Raw genomic sequence first — 14,519 nt, 5'->3', positions numbered from 1 at the left:
GCGTGGCAAGCCTGATAAAATCGCGCGCCTTCAAAACCGGCAAACAGCGTTGCACGCCTGGGCGGCCGGCCGATCTCCGAATTACCCCTATAGGCCTGGATTTATGAGCAGCAAGCAACCCTCGTTGAGCTACAAGGACGCTGGTGTGGACATCGACGCCGGCGAAGCCCTGGTGGAACGCATCAAAGGCGTGGCCAAGCGCACCGCACGCCCGGAAGTGATGGGCGGCCTCGGCGGCTTCGGCGCCCTCTGCGAAATCCCGGCCGGCTACAAGCAGCCGGTGCTGGTATCCGGCACCGACGGGGTGGGCACCAAGCTGCGCCTGGCGCTCAACCTGAACAAGCACGACAGCATCGGCCAGGACCTGGTGGCGATGTGCGTCAACGACCTGGTGGTCTGCGGCGCCGAGCCGCTGTTCTTTCTCGACTACTACGCCACCGGCAAGCTCAACGTCGACGTCGCCGCCACCGTAGTCACCGGCATCGGTGCCGGTTGCGAACTGGCGGGCTGTTCCCTGGTCGGCGGCGAGACCGCCGAAATGCCCGGCATGTACGAAGGCGAAGACTATGACCTGGCCGGCTTCTGCGTCGGCGTCGTGGAAAAGGCCGAGATCATCGACGGCTCCAGGGTCCAGGCCGGCGACGCGCTTATCGCCCTGCCCTCCTCCGGCCCGCACTCCAACGGCTACTCCCTGATCCGCAAGATCATCGAGGTTTCCGGCGCCGACATCGAGCAGGTCCAACTCGACGGCAAGCCGCTGGCCGACCTGCTGATGGCGCCGACCCGCATCTACGTCAAGCCGCTGTTGCAACTGATCAAGCAGACCGGCGCGGTCAAGGCCATGGCTCACATTACCGGCGGCGGCCTGCTGGACAACATCCCGCGCGTCCTGCCGGACAACGCCCAGGCCGTGATCGATGTCGCCAGTTGGAACCGTCCGGCGGTATTCGACTGGCTGCAGGAACAGGGCAACGTCGACGAGACCGAGATGCATCGCGTACTCAACTGCGGCGTCGGCATGGTCATCTGCGTGGCCCAGAGCGACGCCGAGAAAGCCCTGGAAGTCCTGCGTGCCGCCGGCGAGCAACCCTGGCAGATCGGTCGCATCGAAACCTGCGGCGCGGACGCCGAGCGCGTGGTCCTGAACAATCTGAAAAACCACTGATGCCGAAACTCTGCAATGTCGTGGTGCTGATTTCCGGCTCCGGCAGCAACCTGCAGGCGCTGATCGACAGCCTCCGGGAGGGCGCCACGCCGGCCCGGATCCGCGCGGTGATCTCCAACCGCGCGGACGCCTATGGCCTGGAACGCGCGCGCCAGGCCGGCATCCAGACCGAGGTGCTCGATCACAAGGCCTATGCCGATCGCGAAAGCTTCGACCAGGCCCTGGCACAACGGATCGATGCCCATGAACCGCACCTGGTGATCCTTGCCGGGTTCATGCGCATCCTCAGCGCCGATTTCGTTCGCCATTACCAGGGGCGACTGCTGAATATCCATCCCTCGTTGCTGCCGCGCCACAAAGGGCTGCATACCCATCAACGCGCCCTCGAAGCCGGCGACCGCGAGCACGGTTGCAGCGTGCACTTCGTGACGGAGGAACTCGATGGGGGGCCACTGGTCGTACAGGCAGTAATCCCGGTAGAGTCGCAAGATACGCCGGAACGCCTGGCCAGACGGGTTCACGAGGAAGAACACCGGATCTACCCGCTGGCCATGCGCTGGTTCGCCGAGGGCCGCTTGCGCCTGGGCGAACAGGGCGCCCTGCTGGATGGCCAGGCCCTGCCTGCCACCGGCCATCAGATTCGCACCAAGGAGATTCGCAATGCGTAAAGCCATGCTGTTCCTGCTGACGCTGCTGACCCTGCCGGCCTATGCCTTCGAGCTGAAGCCGTTCACCGCCAGCTATACCGCCGACTGGAAACAGATGCCCATCAGCGGCAATGCCTCCCGCAGCCTGAAGGCTCTCGGCGACGGCCGCTGGCAACTGGACTTCGAGGCCTCCATGCTGCTGGCCAGTCTCAACGAAGTCAGCACCTTCAAGGTCGAGAACGACACCTTCCTGCCACAGACCTACCGCTTCGCCCGCCAAGGTCTGGGCAAAGGCAAGCAGATCGAACTGGACTTCGACTGGTCGCAGAAGCAGGTGCTCGGCAGCGACCGCGGCGATGCGGTGCGGCAACCCCTGAATCGCGGTCAACTGGACAAGTCCACCTATCAACTGGTCCTGCAGCATGACGTTGCCGACGGCAAGAAGAGCATGAGCTACCAGATCATCGAGGGCGAGGATGTCGATACCTACGACTTCCGGGTTCTCGGCGAGGAAAAGGTACGCACCCAGGCCGGCCTGATCAACGCGATCAAGGTCGAGCGCGTGCGTGATCCGGGCAAGAGCAACCGCAAGACCATCCTCTGGTTCGCCAAGGACTGGGACTACCTGCTGGTCCGCCTGTACCAGATGGAAACCGACGGCAAGGAATACCAGATCATGCTCAAGGAAGGCACCATCGACGGCAAGACCGTCACTGGCGAAAAGAGCTGACCCCCTCTCCCACGAAAAGCCGGGCCATTGCCCGGTTTTTTATTGCCCGCGGGTCAGCCGCAGGCCTGGTGCTCGCGGCAGATCAGCTCGGCATCGACAGCGCTCAACGGCTCCCCGGTTAGACCGCAGAAGGGCGAACCCGCACGCCGTTGATGGAACCGGCAGGACCGACAAAGGCCGAAACCAGGCACATCCTCCTGACGCTGGATGACGACCAGAAGATCACGCAACAAGCCTTGCAAGTGTTCGCCCTTCTCGCCCAGTGCCGTGACGGCCTGCTCGAGGAACTGCGGCGGAATCACCGCCTCGATCAGCGCGCGCCCCGCATCGGTCAGCCGCAGATGAACGCTGCGCCGATCCCGCGCATCCGGCAGCTTGCTGATCAGCCCCCGCCCTTCCAGCACCTTGAGCGATTGCGACACTGTGCCCTTGGTCAAGCCGAGGTATTCGGTCACGCCCAGCGGAGTATCCGAATAGCGATTACAACGCGCCAGGTAATGCAAGGCGCTCAACTGCACCGGCTGCAGCTCAGCCACCAGCGGCTGCTCGCGGGACCAGGCACGCATCAGGCTGGTCAGCCTTTCCAGGTAATCGTAAAGGGCGATGGCGGACATGGGATACCTCCTTGCCAATATAGTATCGACTAAAAACATGTTTGACAAAGAGGTCACCTCTTGTTTAGGCTGAAAAAGTATCGTATCGATACTAAATTCCTACAGGAGAATCAGCATGACCAAAGCCATCTACTACCACGCCGGCTGCGCAATCTGTGTCGAAGCCGAACGTTCCTTGCTGCCATTGCTCGATCGCAAGCAGGTGGACATCGAAGTGGTCCATCTCGCCGAACAATCGGCACGCATCGCCGAGGCGGAAAAGGCCGGGGTCAAGTCGGTTCCTGCCCTGGTTGTCGATGGACAGGTACTGCACCTTAACTTCGGTGCGGCGCTCAGCGATCTGAAATAAGGAGAACGGCCATGGAGGTGAAGATCTTCGACACCCATGTGCGAACCCGCGACGGCCGCTACCTGCACTTCGATGTCCTGGTCACGGAGGAGCTGGGGGCTCGCGCCGGCGAGTTCGCTCGACGCTGGCTCGCCGGAAGAGGCATAGACGAGGCCGATATCAGCCAGGGGCATTGCAGCTACTGCCATAGCGAGATTGCGACAGCAGAGGTTGCCGAAGCCATTCGGCTCCATGGCCATTACATCCTTCCCCTGGAAGGCTGTTGAGGCCAATGGACAGCTACCACCCGATCGCCTGCGATCTCCATGACTACCTGGAGATCGCCTGCCTCTACCGCTACCGGTTGCTCCTCGAACTCGAGGATGGTGTTCGCTTCGAAGCCGAGGCGCGCACGACGCATACCCGGGCCGTTCGGCCAGGCGGCGGCAAGGAGGAATACCTTGAGGTGGCCGTCGAAGGAGCGACTCTGCTGCTGCGCCTGGATCGCCTGTTGGCGATTACCGCCCTCACGGAAGCGGCCTTGTTCGGCCGCATACGCCTGAGGGAAGAGGCCTGTTCCAGAGCATCCGGCATGCCACCTTCACACCTTGGAAACTGAAAAGGTTTTTCTCAATTCCAGGACTATTTGATTAGCCTGCTATTGAAATAGGCTGGATTTGCCTTGATGCAGATCAACCCTGGAGCAGAAAAGATGAGTGTGACAGTGACCGAGCGTGACGATGACCACAAATCCCGCGAGCTGCGTGCGCTTGGCCGCCGCTGCTGGGACGTGCATCAGCAGGGACTGCTGGTTGGCGTCTTCCATAACGAGGATGACGCCCACGCCTATCGGATCAAACTGGAGAAAGAAGAAGAACTGCGGCAGATAGGTAAATCGGCCTGAACCATGCGCCCCCGCGTACTTCGGGGGCGCACCTTTGGTCTCAGGTCCCGGAAAGGCTCCGGTCGAGGCTGACGACTCCCGGCGGCAGGCTATCTTCCTGTACCCGTTGCCGTGGGGCACGCAACATCGCCCGAACCAGAGCCACCAGCACGCCGAGCGCCAGCCCACCCAGGAGGCCCAAGGCCACCACCAGGGCCTTGCGTGGCTTGATCGGCCTCAGAGGCGTTGCAGCTTTCTGGTCGACCCGTACCAGTTCGATCTTAAGGTCACTTGCCCTCAAGGTCTGTAGACGCGCCTGCTCTCCACGCAGCTTGTCGATGTTTTCGAAGAAACGCTCCTCGCCCTTTCGAGCCTGCAGGTATTGCACTTCACGGTTGTTCTCCAGTTGCTTCAGCTCCTGCTGGATCTTCGCCACGCGGGGCTCGGTGAAGTCATCGCCCTTGCGCTTGAGCAAGGTATCGCGCTCGGCGGTCAAGGCATCGACACCCATGAAATACAGGGGAATCTGCTGGTTATTCACCTCGGTGCGGAAAACGCTGCGCGAGCCATCCTGCCCGACCTCTCCCAGTGCGCCCGGGGTCGTCGGCTTGACGATCCCCAGCCGCGTGGCGATCTGGATGGCTTCGTTGAGCTGCTGGATACGCGAGTCGCGCACCATCTTCAGCCGCCCGCGCAACGCCCTGAGCTCATCCTCCAAGCCAGCCCGCCGGATGCTGTCCGCTTCCAGCAACCGGGCGATCTTGCCTTCCTTGCTAGCCTGGTAACTGGCACGCTTGCCTTCGATATCCTGCTCGAGGAATTGCAGGCGGCCGTCGATACGTGCCTGGAGGTCGTCCAGGATTCGCTGGCGCTCGTTCTCGATGGTCGACGCGAGCATGCCGTTGAGAATGGCGGCACCATCCATGCCCTGGGGATACTGCATGGACAAGCGGAAGAAAGGCGCCGCCTGGGGGTCCTTCTTCAAGTCCGTCTGCTGCATGCTGAAGGCATCCTGGTTGAACTTCCAGAAAGCCTGCTCGGGGGACAGGCCCTCGGCGTTCAATTGCTGGAATAGCTCTGGATGGGCTTCGAAATACTCCAGCCTGCCGGAGTAGGCTGCCAGCTCGTTGCCGACGCGCTCCAACGCTTCCCGCGGAGTCATGGCGTAAAGACCTTCGATGTTGACAGCCTCCAGGGCCTTGGTCTGGATCGGCCGCAACAGGACATCCACCTGGTAGGTCGGAACGACCAACAGCGCATAGGCGAGCGCAGCGGCGGTCGCCAAGGCCGCGATCAGCGCTATCAGCCACTTCGACGCCCACAATTGCTGGAACAGCTGAACGATATCGATCTCCGAGGGCGAAGCCCCCGGAAGCTGTGAGGAAGGCATACCAACGTCCTTTTCGATAGGCGGCTAGCCCACAGATGCACGCAAAGGCAGCCGTAGGAGATTTCTGAGGAAAGGCATTATGCTATCGAAACGAAATCATCGGTAGTTATTTTAGAACTGCTTCGCATTCCAGAATTGGTAGTTGACCGGCATCCGTACCGGTCAAGCGACACTCCGGATGCGGACCTCACCACATGAGATCGTCGGGCACCACATAGTCCTTGTAGGGATCGTCTTCGTCCGGCTCCTGGCTCTGTACGTTGAGCAGCACCACCCGCCGCGGATCGCGCTCCTGGATCTTCACCGCCGCATCCCGGGGCACGATCTCGTAGCGTCCGTCATAGCTGACGATAGCCAGGCTGCCTCGGCTCAGCTTGTCGCGGATCAGGTCGTTGACCGCGATCCGCTTGACCTTCTTGGCGTCGACGAAATTGTAGTAGTCGTCGCTTTCCAGCTTGGGCAGGCGCGTCCCTTCGATAAGTTGCTTGATCTGCGCGGCCTTGGCCTTCTTCTCGGCTTTTTCCTGCTGCTGGCGGTTCAATTCCTGGTCGCGCGCCAGCTTTTCCGCCTTGGCCTGCTCCGCCGCCTGGCGCTGGGAGTCGTCCTTGTCGACCTGGTTCTTGTGCTCCAGGCGCTGCTGTTTCTGTTTCTGCTTGGTGGCCTGCTTGGCCTGTTTCTCATTGACCAGCCCGGCTTTCAGCAACTGGTCACGCAATGACATGCTCATTCGTCAACGACTCGCTCGCGTGGCACGCCCGGTGGGGTGCGGCATAATCTTCCAGCCGACTGGGGTTCAGCCGGCCCTCGCAGGGGGTATAATCCTCCAGCCTCAGCCGCCTCAACGCAAGTCTCGGCGGCTCGCAAACTGCCACGCATGCCCTGGAGACCCCTCCCTACCGTCCCGAGCACCCGCAGGCACTCCTCCCGGCCCCTGATATCGAAGGCATGGAAAGCAAGGCATGAGCGTTTCTCTCCTGGTAAAAGTCACTCTGGTGGGCCTGTTCGTCGCCAGCGTCCTGTTCGTCCATTTCCGTGGGCGCGCGCGCTTGCCCTTCCTGCGTCAACTGGTCAACCACTCCGCCTGGTTCGCCCCCTACAACTCGCTGATGTACCTGTTCTCCAGCGTCCCCTCGAAGCCCTATCTGGATCGCAGCCGTTTTCCGGAGCTGGACGAACTGAAGAACAATTGGCAAACCATCCGCGAAGAAGCCCTCAACCTGTTCGACGAGGGTTATATCCGGGCTGCCCTGAACAACAACGAAGCCGGCTTCGGCTCGTTCTTCAAGAAAGGCTGGAAGCGCTTCTACCTGACCTGGTACGACGGCCCGCTGCCCTCCGCCCAGCAGCTCTGCCCGAAGACCGTAGAGCTGGTGAGCCGCATCCCCAACGTCAAGGGCGCGATGTTCACCCTGCTTCCCGGCGGCAGCCACCTGAATCCGCACCGCGACCCCTTCGGCGGCTCGCTGCGCTATCACCTCGGCCTGTCCACGCCGAATTCGGACAACTGCCGCATCTACGTCGACGGCCAGCCCTACGCGTGGCGTGATGGCGAAGACGTGATGTTCGACGAAACCTTCGTCCACTGGGTGAAGAACGAGACCGAGCAGACCCGGGTGATTCTCTTCTGCGATATCGAGCGGCCGCTCCGTTCCCGCCTGCTGACCCGGCTCAATCGCTGGATCAGCGGCATTCTCGGGCGTGCGACCGCACCGCAGAACGTCGAAGGCGAACGCGTCGGCAGCATCAACCAGGCCTACTCGGTCGCCATTCGCGGCGGCAATGCCATCGGCGCCCAGGTGAAGCGCTTCAAACGCGCCTACCCGAAGGCCTACCGAATCCTCCGCCCGGTGCTGGCGGTGATCCTGCTGGTCATCCTCTATCGTTGGATCTTCGGCTGATTCAGATGCCGTGGCAGCCCGGCTGCCACGGTAATTTTCCCCATCAACAGCCAGGCGCGCTCCTCTCCGCTTTCTTGGCCTCGCCCCAGAGGCTGTCCAGTTCCTCCAGCGAACATTCTTCGGCTTTCCGGCCGGCTTCGCGCAGGTTCCGCTCGATGAATCGGAAGCGCCGCTCGAACTTGCCGTTGGCCTGGCGCAGAGCAGCCTCCGGATCGACCTTGAGATGCCGGGCCAGGTTGACCACGACGAACAGCAGGTCGCCAACCTCCTCGCCCACGGCACCCTCGTCACCCTCTGCCATCGCCTCGAGGACTTCGTCCAGCTCCTCGCGAACCTTGTCCACCACCGGCAGCGCTTCCGGCCAGTCGAAACCGACCTGCGCCGCGCGCTTCTGCAGCTTCGCCGCCCGTGACAACGCCGGCAGGGCGACAGGAACGTCATCCAGCAGCGACAACTGCTGCGGCTCCTTGGCCTTGGCGGCACGCTCCTCGGCCTTCAGTTCTTCCCAGCGCTGCTTGACCGCCGCTTCGGCGAGCTTCGCCGCATCGGGCTTGCCATAGAGATCGCCATCGAGGAATACGTGGGGATGTCGACGGATCAGCTTGCGGGTGATGCCGTCCACCACCTCGTCGAAAGCGAAGCGATCCTCTTCGCGAGCCAACTGGCTGTAATAGACCACCTGGAACAGCAGGTCGCCCAGTTCCTCGCGCAATTGCGGGAAATCCCCCTGCTCTATGGCGTCCGCTACTTCGTAGGCTTCTTCCAGGGTGTGCGGGACGATGGTCGCGTAGCTCTGCTGGAGATCCCAGGGGCAGCCGAATTCGGGATCGCGCAGGCGCGCCATGAGGTGGAGCAGGTCGTCGAGTCGGTACATGGGTATCTCGGGTCTTCAGTGAACGGTCCGGGCATTCTGCCCTTTCCGGAAACGAAAAGGCCACGGGCAGCCTGCGAGCGCCCGTGGCCTGTTTCCGCCTCGCCTCAAGGCGTACGGTTGCGCCGCGCCTCGATGATGTTGGGCAGTTGCGAAACGCGCGCCAGCAGGCGTCCAAGAGCGTCCAGACCGGGAATCTCGATGGTCAGTTGCATGGTCGCGGTGTTGTCTTCCTTGTTCGAACGGGTATTCACCGCCAGAACGTTGATCCGCTCGTTGAGCAGCACCTGGGACACGTCGCGCAACAGGCCGGAACGATCATAGGCACGGATCGCGATATCCACCGGATAGGTGCGAACCGGCTCCGGCCCCCAGCTGACCTGGATCATCCGCTCCGGTTCGCGTCCCGCCAGTTGCAGCGCGGTGGCGCAATCCTGGCGGTGGATGGTGACCCCACGGCCCAGCGTGATGTAGCCGACGATGGGATCTCCCGGCAGCGGCTGGCAGCAGCCGGCCATCTGCGTCAGGAGGTTGCCGACGCCCTGGATCTGCACGTCGCCGCGCTTGCCGTGGCCGATCTTGCTCGGCTTGCGCGGGATCAGTTCGAGTTGCTCGCTGTCGCGGTCCGGCTCGACCAGTTGCTGGGCATAGTTGACCAGGTGCGCCAAGCGCAGGTCGCCGGCGCCGAGAGCGGCGAACATATCCTCGGCGGTACGCACGTTGGCCTTCTCCGCCAGCCGGTCGAAATCCACCGGCGGCAGCGCCAGGCGCGACAGTTCGCGTTCGATCAGGGCCTTGCCGGCAGCGACGTTCTGGTCCCGCGCCTGCAGCTTGAACCAATGGACGATCTTCGCCCGCGCCCGGGAGGTGGTGACGTAGCCCAGGTTGCTGTTCAGCCAGTCACGGCTCGGACCGCTGTGCTTGCCGGTGATGATCTCGACCTGCTCGCCGGTCTGCAGGCTGTAGTTCAGCGGCACGATGCGTCCGTTGATCTTCGCCCCGCGGCAGTTGTGCCCGACCTCAGTGTGGACCCGATAGGCGAAATCCAGCGGGGTCGCGCCCTTGGGCAGGTCGATGGCGTGGCCGTCGGGAGTGAAGACGTAGACCCTGTCCGGCTCGATATCGACCCGCAGTTGCTCCGCCAGGCCACCGATGTCGCCCAGTTCCTCGTGCCATTCGAGCACCTGGCGCAGCCAGGAGATCTTTTCCTCGTAATGGTTGGAGCTGGCCTTGACGTCGGTCCCCTTGTAGCGCCAGTGCGCGCAGACCCCGAGTTCCGCCTCTTCGTGCATGGAGTGGGTACGGATCTGTACTTCCAGCACCTTCCCCTCGGGGCCGATCACTGCGGTGTGCAGCGAGCGATAGCCGTTTTCCTTGGGGTTGGCGATGTAGTCGTCGAATTCCTTGGGAATGTGCCGCCAGAGGGTATGCACGATGCCCAGCGCGGTGTAGCAGTCGCGCATCTCCGGAACGAGCACGCGCACGGCGCGAACGTCGTAGATCTGGCTGAAGTCCAGGCCCTTGCGCTGCATCTTGCGCCAGATCGAATAGATGTGTTTCGCCCGCCCGCTGAGATCGGCCTGTACGCCGGTGGCCGCGAGAGCTTCCTTCAACTGGCTCATCACGTTGGCGATGTACTGCTCGCGATCCAGCCGGCGCTCGTGCAGCAGCTTGGCGATCTGCTTGTACTGGTCGGGCTCGAGGTAGCGGAAGGACAGGTCCTCCAGCTCCCACTTGATATGTCCGATGCCCAGGCGGTGGGCCAGCGGCGCGTAGATATCGAAGACTTCCCGGGCGACGCGGTGGCGCTTTTCCTCGTCGGCGTTCTTCACCGCGCGGATGGCGCAGGTGCGCTCGGCCAGCTTGATCAGAGCGACGCGAACGTCGTCGACCATCGCCACCAGCATCTTGCGCAGGTTCTCCACCTGCGCCTGGGTACCCAGCACCATGGAATGGCGCGGATTGAGGCTGGCGCTGATCGCGGCCATGCGCAGCACGCCCTCGATCAGCTTGGCCACCACCGGCCCGAAATGCTTGTTGACCGCTTCCAGGGTGATCTTGCCTTCCCGCACGCCTCGATAGATGACCGCGGCGACCAGGGACTCCTGATCCAGCTTGAGGTCCGCGAGGATCTCGGCGATTTCCAGTCCGGTCTGGAAGCTGGACGTGCCTTCCGCCCAGGAGTTCTGTGCGGCGATCGCTCGCTGCTCGGATTCGCGAGCGAACTCGCAAGCCTCCAGCAAGCCCTGACGATCGAGCCCGGGGACGAGGTTCTGGACGTGGTCCAGCCAGGCCTCGAGGTTGATACTGCCGTCGGTGTTGACCGGCTGGTGCGCTCTCACCTGTACCATCTTGCCTACCCTTTACCACGGTGCGCGTAGCCCACCGATGACTGCGCCAGCCTTCGAACGGGCTGGTCGGATTACGCAGGCATCCTAGCCTGCCTCGAACAAAGCCATGGCCTCGACATGTGCGGTCTGCGGAAACATATCGAGGATTCCGGCGCGCTTCAGACGATAGCCCTGCCTGGCCATTTCGCCAGCATCGCGCGCCAGGGTCGCCGGATTGCAGGATACATAGACTACCCTCCGGGCACCCAGAGAACTCATTTCGCGTACCGCCTCGAACGCGCCGTCGCGCGGCGGATCGAGCAGCACAGCGGTAAAACCTTGCTCCGCCCAGGGCGCTTCGGCAAGCGCTTTGGACAGGTCGGCCTGGAAAAAGTGCGCGTTGCCAAGGCCATTGGCCAGCGCGTTGGCGCCTGCCCGCTCGACCATCGCCGCCACGCCCTCCACCCCGACTACCCGCGCCACCCGGCGCGCCAGCGGCAGGGAGAAATTGCCCAGCCCGCAGAACAGGTCGAGGACCCGCTCGTCGGCGGTCGGTGCCAGCCAGTCAAGGGCCTGGCGGATCATCGACTCGTTCACCGGCGCATTGACCTGGACGAAGTCTCCGGGTCGGTACGCCAGAGTCAGTTGCCAGTCACCCAAGGAGTAGCCCAGTTCGGCGGCCGGCTCCACCGGCAAGGGCTGTTCCGCACCTTGCAGCCAGAGCTGGGCCTGGTGTGCGGAACAGAAAGCGGCCAGGCGCTGGCGATCCTCGTCGACCAGGGCAGTCGTATGCCGCAACAGCAATGCACTGGCCGTGCCATGGAAGAGTTCCACGTGGCCGATGCTTTCCGGCTTGCGGAAGTCCTGCAGAAGAGCAGGCAGGGCACGGGCAATCGTTTGCAAAGGCGGCACCAGGACCAGGCACTCATCGAAGGCGACGATCTCCTGGCTGGCCGCGGCACGGAAGCCGACATCCAGACGCCGCGCCCTGGCATCCCAGCGCACGGCGATCCGAGCGCGGCGCCGATAGCCGAATTCGGGCCCGACCAGGGGGGCGGCCCATTCTTCCGGCTCGATCCCGGCGAAACGCTGCAACTGCTCCTGCAAGGTACGCTGCTTCAGGGCCAACTGCTCGCCGTGTTCCAGGTGCTGCAGGGTGCAGCCGCCGCAGCGACCCGCTACAGTGCAGGGCTCGCGGCGACGCAGGTCGCTACTGCTGAACAGGCGCTCGCTGCGCGCGTCGACCACCTTGCTTCGCGCGCCCAGCACCCGTGCCTCAAGTTCCTCCCCAGGCAGCCCGCCGCTGACGAACCAGGTCATCCCCGCCTCGTGGGCGATACCTCGGCCGTCATGGGCCAGGCGCTCGATGGTCAGGCGCTGCTTCTTGCCTACCGGTATCGCGGGACCGCGCGCACCACCGCTGGGCTGGAAGCGCAGCCCGCCCTTATTTCTGGCCATGGACATGCTCAGCGCGGGTCATAGACGCCGGAAGACAGGTAGCGGTCGCCGCGGTCGCAGATGATCGCCACCAGCACGGCATTCTCCAGTTCGCGGGACAGGCGCAGCATCGCCGCCACCGCCCCGCCGGAGGACACGCCGCAGAAGATGCCTTCCTCGCGGGCCAGCCGGCGCATGATGTCCTCGGCTTCGTCCTGGTGCATGTCGACGACCCGGTCGACGCGACTGGCGTCATAGATCTTCGGCAGGTATTCCTGCGGCCAGCGTCGGATTCCCGGGATGGCCGAGCCCTCCATGGGTTGCAGGCCGACGATCTGCACCGCCGGGTTCTGCTCCTTGAGGTAGCGCGATACGCCCATGATGGTCCCGGTGGTGCCCATGGAGCTGACGAAATGGGTGATGCTGCCGCCGGTCTGCTGCCAGATTTCCGGGCCGGTGCTGTGGTAATGGGCTTCCGGGTTGTCGCCATTGGCGAACTGGTCGAGGACCTTGCCGCGGCCTTCGCGCTGCAGCTTGTCGGCCAGATCGCGCGCGCCCTCCATGCCCTCTTCCTTGCTGACCAGAATAAGCTCGGCGCCATAGGCGGTCATCGCCGCCTTGCGTTCAGCCGTGGAGTTGTCCGGCATGATCAGGATCATCTTGTAACCCTTGATCGCCGCCGCCATGGCCAGGGCGATGCCGGTGTTGCCGGAAGTAGCCTCGATCAGCGTATCGCCGGGGCGGATGTCGCCGCGCAGTTCGGCACGGGTGATCATCGACAGGGCCGGGCGGTCCTTCACCGATCCCGCCGGGTTGTTGCCTTCGAGCTTCACCAGCAGGGTATTGGAGGTTTCCCCGGGAAGGCGCTGCAGACGCACCAGAGGGGTATTGCCAACGCAGTCGGCGATAGTCGGGTACTGCACGGTCATGGAGGCACTCGTTCGGCACTGACGGTAAAGGCTGAGCATGATACCGGGAAACTGGGGCCGGACCCTAGCACCGCAATATCCGGTCATGCATGCCGATTCAGCCGAAAGACCGCCCGAAACGGCATGCGATGCGATGACCAGAGGCGTCCGAAGAGAAAACCTGGCGTTGGACAGCCGATGCCTGACCAACGCCAAAGAAAGGTCCGACGGGCGTTGCGCCTGCCGGTGAAAGCGCGTTGGCCGCGGCGATCAGAACGAGGTGGTCATCGAAACATAGTAGGCGCGACCCGGCTCGTTGTAGGTTGCCGCGCCGGCGTCGAAGGAGTTGCCCTGGCGGTACAGGCGCTTGTCGAAGAGGTTGCTTACCCCGCCCCGTACGCTCAGGTTCTCGCTGAAGGTGTAGCCGGCGCTGACGCCCCAGATGCCATAGGTACCCACCTCTTTTCGCGAGACCACCGGCGTGTTGCGGCTGGTGCCATGCTTCGGCGGCTCCTGGCGGCCGTAGATGGTGCTGGTCAGTTGGGTGGAAAGACGCTCGCTGGCCTGCCAGTCCAGGGTCGAGTTCAGGGTGTACTCGGGGATCACCGAAAGCGGGTTGCCGGTGTCCTTGTCCTTGGATTGCAGCATATAGGTCAGGTTGGTGCTCCAGCTCAGGCCCTCGTGCAGGGGGACCAGCAGGTTGCCTTCCAGGCCTTCGACCACCGCCTTCGTCGCGTTGCTCCATTGCAGGATGTTGTTACCGGTCCCGGTCTGTCCCATGACATCCAGCGGCGCGACGATCTTGTTCTTGTAGTCGTTGCGGAAGTAGGTGAGCCCGGCGACCCAGCCATCGCGCCGGAACTCGATGCCCAGTTCCTTGTTGACGCTGGTCTCGGCGTCCAGGTTCTCGTTGCCGACCAGGTAGCAGCCGCCGCTGCTGGTCTGGATCGGGCAGCCGTTGCCACGGGTATAGAGCAGGTAGTTCGGGTTGCTCTGGTACAGGTTGGGCGCCTTGAAGGCCCGTGCGATACCGGCCTTGACCGTGAAGTATTCGCCGAGCGTCTGGGAAGCGTTCAGGCTCGGGCTCCAGTTCAGGCCGAAGTCGCTGTGATCGTCCAGGCGCAGCCCGGGAGTGAGCATGGTGCCGGGGCGCAGTTCGATATTGTCCTCCACGTACAGCGCCCGGATCTCCGCCTTGCTTTTCGGGCTTCGCGAGCCGGCCGCGGGGGTCCCCGGCAAGCTATCGCTTCCCACGAAGCCCTGCTTGAGCGAGGACGGGTCGTTGAGGGTTTCCTTGTTCCACTCCGCGCCCACCGTC

Annotated in this window: 15 protein-coding genes and 1 pseudogene; 8 read left to right on the top strand and 8 right to left on the bottom strand. The window is 63.3% G+C overall.

The features are described from left to right. Nucleotides 1–103 precede the first annotated feature (103 nt). Genes purM through FFS27_RS06595 form a run of 3 tightly spaced genes read left to right on the top strand, consistent with a single transcriptional unit; the run spans nucleotide 104 to nucleotide 2,542 of the window. Complete coding sequence (gene purM / locus FFS27_RS06605; protein ID WP_003109942.1) at nucleotides 104–1,165, top strand: phosphoribosylformylglycinamidine cyclo-ligase; 1,062 nt, start codon at nucleotides 104–106, stop codon at nucleotides 1,163–1,165. Beyond that, on the top strand, nucleotides 1,165–1,833 hold the full coding sequence (purN, locus tag FFS27_RS06600) for a phosphoribosylglycinamide formyltransferase (protein WP_003086063.1): 669 nt from the start codon (nucleotides 1,165–1,167) through the stop codon (nucleotides 1,831–1,833). The genes purM and purN overlap by 1 nt, the downstream gene beginning before the upstream one ends. Then, nucleotides 1,826–2,542, top strand: a complete 717-nt coding sequence (locus FFS27_RS06595) for a DUF3108 domain-containing protein (protein WP_003086061.1) — start codon at nucleotides 1,826–1,828, stop codon at nucleotides 2,540–2,542. The genes purN and FFS27_RS06595 overlap by 8 nt, the downstream gene beginning before the upstream one ends. A 53-nt stretch (nucleotides 2,543–2,595) precedes the next feature. Here the strand turns inward: FFS27_RS06595 and FFS27_RS06590 are convergent, their stop codons facing one another. Beyond that, the gene (locus tag FFS27_RS06590) at nucleotides 2,596–3,156 is read right to left on the bottom strand and encodes a MarR family winged helix-turn-helix transcriptional regulator (RefSeq protein WP_003086060.1); all 561 of its coding nucleotides are present in this window, start codon (nucleotides 3,154–3,156) and stop codon (nucleotides 2,596–2,598) included. A 115-nt stretch (nucleotides 3,157–3,271) separates the two neighbouring features. Between FFS27_RS06590 and FFS27_RS06585 the strand changes: the two genes are divergently transcribed. The 4 genes from FFS27_RS06585 (at nucleotide 3,272) to FFS27_RS06570 (ending at nucleotide 4,388) form a co-directional block, all read left to right on the top strand. After that, on the top strand, nucleotides 3,272–3,505 hold the full coding sequence (locus FFS27_RS06585) for a glutaredoxin family protein (protein ID WP_003086058.1): 234 nt from the start codon (nucleotides 3,272–3,274) through the stop codon (nucleotides 3,503–3,505). Between the two features lie 11 nt (nucleotides 3,506–3,516). Continuing rightward, on the top strand, nucleotides 3,517–3,771 hold the full coding sequence (locus tag FFS27_RS06580; RefSeq protein WP_003086057.1) for a DUF2024 family protein: 255 nt from the start codon (nucleotides 3,517–3,519) through the stop codon (nucleotides 3,769–3,771). A gap of 5 nt (nucleotides 3,772–3,776) precedes the next feature. Further along, nucleotides 3,777–4,103, top strand: coding sequence for a Rho-binding antiterminator (locus FFS27_RS06575; RefSeq protein WP_003086055.1), 327 nt, complete (start codon nucleotides 3,777–3,779; stop codon nucleotides 4,101–4,103). Nucleotides 4,104–4,196: 93 nt separating this feature from the next. Further along, nucleotides 4,197–4,388 carry a hypothetical protein gene (locus FFS27_RS06570; protein WP_003454532.1) on the top strand — a complete coding sequence of 64 codons (192 nt, stop codon included), beginning with the start codon at nucleotides 4,197–4,199 and terminating at the stop codon, nucleotides 4,386–4,388. A gap of 40 nt (nucleotides 4,389–4,428) precedes the next feature. Here the strand turns inward: FFS27_RS06570 and FFS27_RS06565 are convergent, their stop codons facing one another. Together FFS27_RS06565 and FFS27_RS06560 are read right to left on the bottom strand one after the other, a co-directional pair. Next, entirely contained in the window at nucleotides 4,429–5,757 is a 1,329-nt protein-coding gene (locus FFS27_RS06565; protein ID WP_003086050.1) for a Wzz/FepE/Etk N-terminal domain-containing protein, read from the bottom strand. 187 nt (nucleotides 5,758–5,944) lie between these two features. After that, on the bottom strand, nucleotides 5,945–6,484 hold the full coding sequence (locus FFS27_RS06560) for a DUF2058 domain-containing protein (protein ID WP_003086049.1): 540 nt from the start codon (nucleotides 6,482–6,484) through the stop codon (nucleotides 5,945–5,947). A gap of 232 nt (nucleotides 6,485–6,716) precedes the next feature. Here FFS27_RS06560 and lpxO2 point away from each other — a divergent pair, with 232 nt between their 5' ends. Next, on the top strand, nucleotides 6,717–7,655 hold the full coding sequence (lpxO2, locus tag FFS27_RS06555; protein ID WP_003086047.1) for a lipid A hydroxylase LpxO2: 939 nt from the start codon (nucleotides 6,717–6,719) through the stop codon (nucleotides 7,653–7,655). 43 nt (nucleotides 7,656–7,698) lie between these two features. Here lpxO2 and mazG read toward each other — a convergent pair whose 3' ends face one another. From mazG to pirA, 5 genes and pseudogenes are all read right to left on the bottom strand, one after another. Further along, entirely contained in the window at nucleotides 7,699–8,529 is an 831-nt protein-coding gene (gene mazG / locus FFS27_RS06550) for a nucleoside triphosphate pyrophosphohydrolase (protein ID WP_003086045.1), read from the bottom strand. Nucleotides 8,530–8,633: 104 nt separating this feature from the next. After that, the gene (gene relA, locus FFS27_RS06545; protein ID WP_003086042.1) at nucleotides 8,634–10,877 is read right to left on the bottom strand and encodes a GTP diphosphokinase; all 2,244 of its coding nucleotides are present in this window, start codon (nucleotides 10,875–10,877) and stop codon (nucleotides 8,634–8,636) included. Between the two features lie 84 nt (nucleotides 10,878–10,961). After that, nucleotides 10,962–12,314, bottom strand: coding sequence for a 23S rRNA (uracil(1939)-C(5))-methyltransferase RlmD (gene rlmD, locus FFS27_RS06540; RefSeq protein ID WP_009315336.1), 1,353 nt, complete (start codon nucleotides 12,312–12,314; stop codon nucleotides 10,962–10,964). Between the two features lie 8 nt (nucleotides 12,315–12,322). Further along, the gene (gene cysM, locus FFS27_RS06535) at nucleotides 12,323–13,222 is read right to left on the bottom strand and encodes a cysteine synthase B (RefSeq protein ID WP_003102419.1); all 900 of its coding nucleotides are present in this window, start codon (nucleotides 13,220–13,222) and stop codon (nucleotides 12,323–12,325) included. A gap of 249 nt (nucleotides 13,223–13,471) precedes the next feature. Continuing rightward, nucleotides 13,472–14,519: pseudogene (gene pirA, locus FFS27_RS06530) on the bottom strand (TonB-dependent siderophore receptor PirA); the annotation flags it as partial.

Source organism: Pseudomonas sp. 2VD (genome assembly GCF_005503585.1).
Classification (GTDB): domain Bacteria; phylum Pseudomonadota; class Gammaproteobacteria; order Pseudomonadales; family Pseudomonadaceae; genus Pseudomonas; species Pseudomonas aeruginosa.
Note: the sequence above shows the minus strand (reverse complement) of the source record. Positions and strands in the feature narration are given on the sequence as shown.

Coding starts and splice junctions, on each gene's coding strand:
- purM (WP_003109942.1), top strand. CDS start 104: ATGAGCAGCAAGCAACCCTCGTTGAGCTACAAGGACGCTGGTGTGGAC.
- purN (WP_003086063.1), top strand. CDS start 1,165: ATGCCGAAACTCTGCAATGTCGTGGTGCTGATTTCCGGCTCCGGCAGC.
- FFS27_RS06595 (WP_003086061.1), top strand. CDS start 1,826: ATGCGTAAAGCCATGCTGTTCCTGCTGACGCTGCTGACCCTGCCGGCC.
- FFS27_RS06590 (WP_003086060.1), bottom strand. CDS start 3,156: ATGTCCGCCATCGCCCTTTACGATTACCTGGAAAGGCTGACCAGCCTG.
- FFS27_RS06585 (WP_003086058.1), top strand. CDS start 3,272: ATGACCAAAGCCATCTACTACCACGCCGGCTGCGCAATCTGTGTCGAA.
- FFS27_RS06580 (WP_003086057.1), top strand. CDS start 3,517: ATGGAGGTGAAGATCTTCGACACCCATGTGCGAACCCGCGACGGCCGC.
- FFS27_RS06575 (WP_003086055.1), top strand. CDS start 3,777: ATGGACAGCTACCACCCGATCGCCTGCGATCTCCATGACTACCTGGAG.
- FFS27_RS06570 (WP_003454532.1), top strand. CDS start 4,197: ATGAGTGTGACAGTGACCGAGCGTGACGATGACCACAAATCCCGCGAG.
- FFS27_RS06565 (WP_003086050.1), bottom strand. CDS start 5,757: ATGCCTTCCTCACAGCTTCCGGGGGCTTCGCCCTCGGAGATCGATATC.
- FFS27_RS06560 (WP_003086049.1), bottom strand. CDS start 6,484: ATGAGCATGTCATTGCGTGACCAGTTGCTGAAAGCCGGGCTGGTCAAT.
- lpxO2 (WP_003086047.1), top strand. CDS start 6,717: ATGAGCGTTTCTCTCCTGGTAAAAGTCACTCTGGTGGGCCTGTTCGTC.
- mazG (WP_003086045.1), bottom strand. CDS start 8,529: ATGTACCGACTCGACGACCTGCTCCACCTCATGGCGCGCCTGCGCGAT.
- relA (WP_003086042.1), bottom strand. CDS start 10,877: ATGGTACAGGTGAGAGCGCACCAGCCGGTCAACACCGACGGCAGTATC.
- rlmD (WP_009315336.1), bottom strand. CDS start 12,314: ATGGCCAGAAATAAGGGCGGGCTGCGCTTCCAGCCCAGCGGTGGTGCG.
- cysM (WP_003102419.1), bottom strand. CDS start 13,222: ATGACCGTGCAGTACCCGACTATCGCCGACTGCGTTGGCAATACCCCT.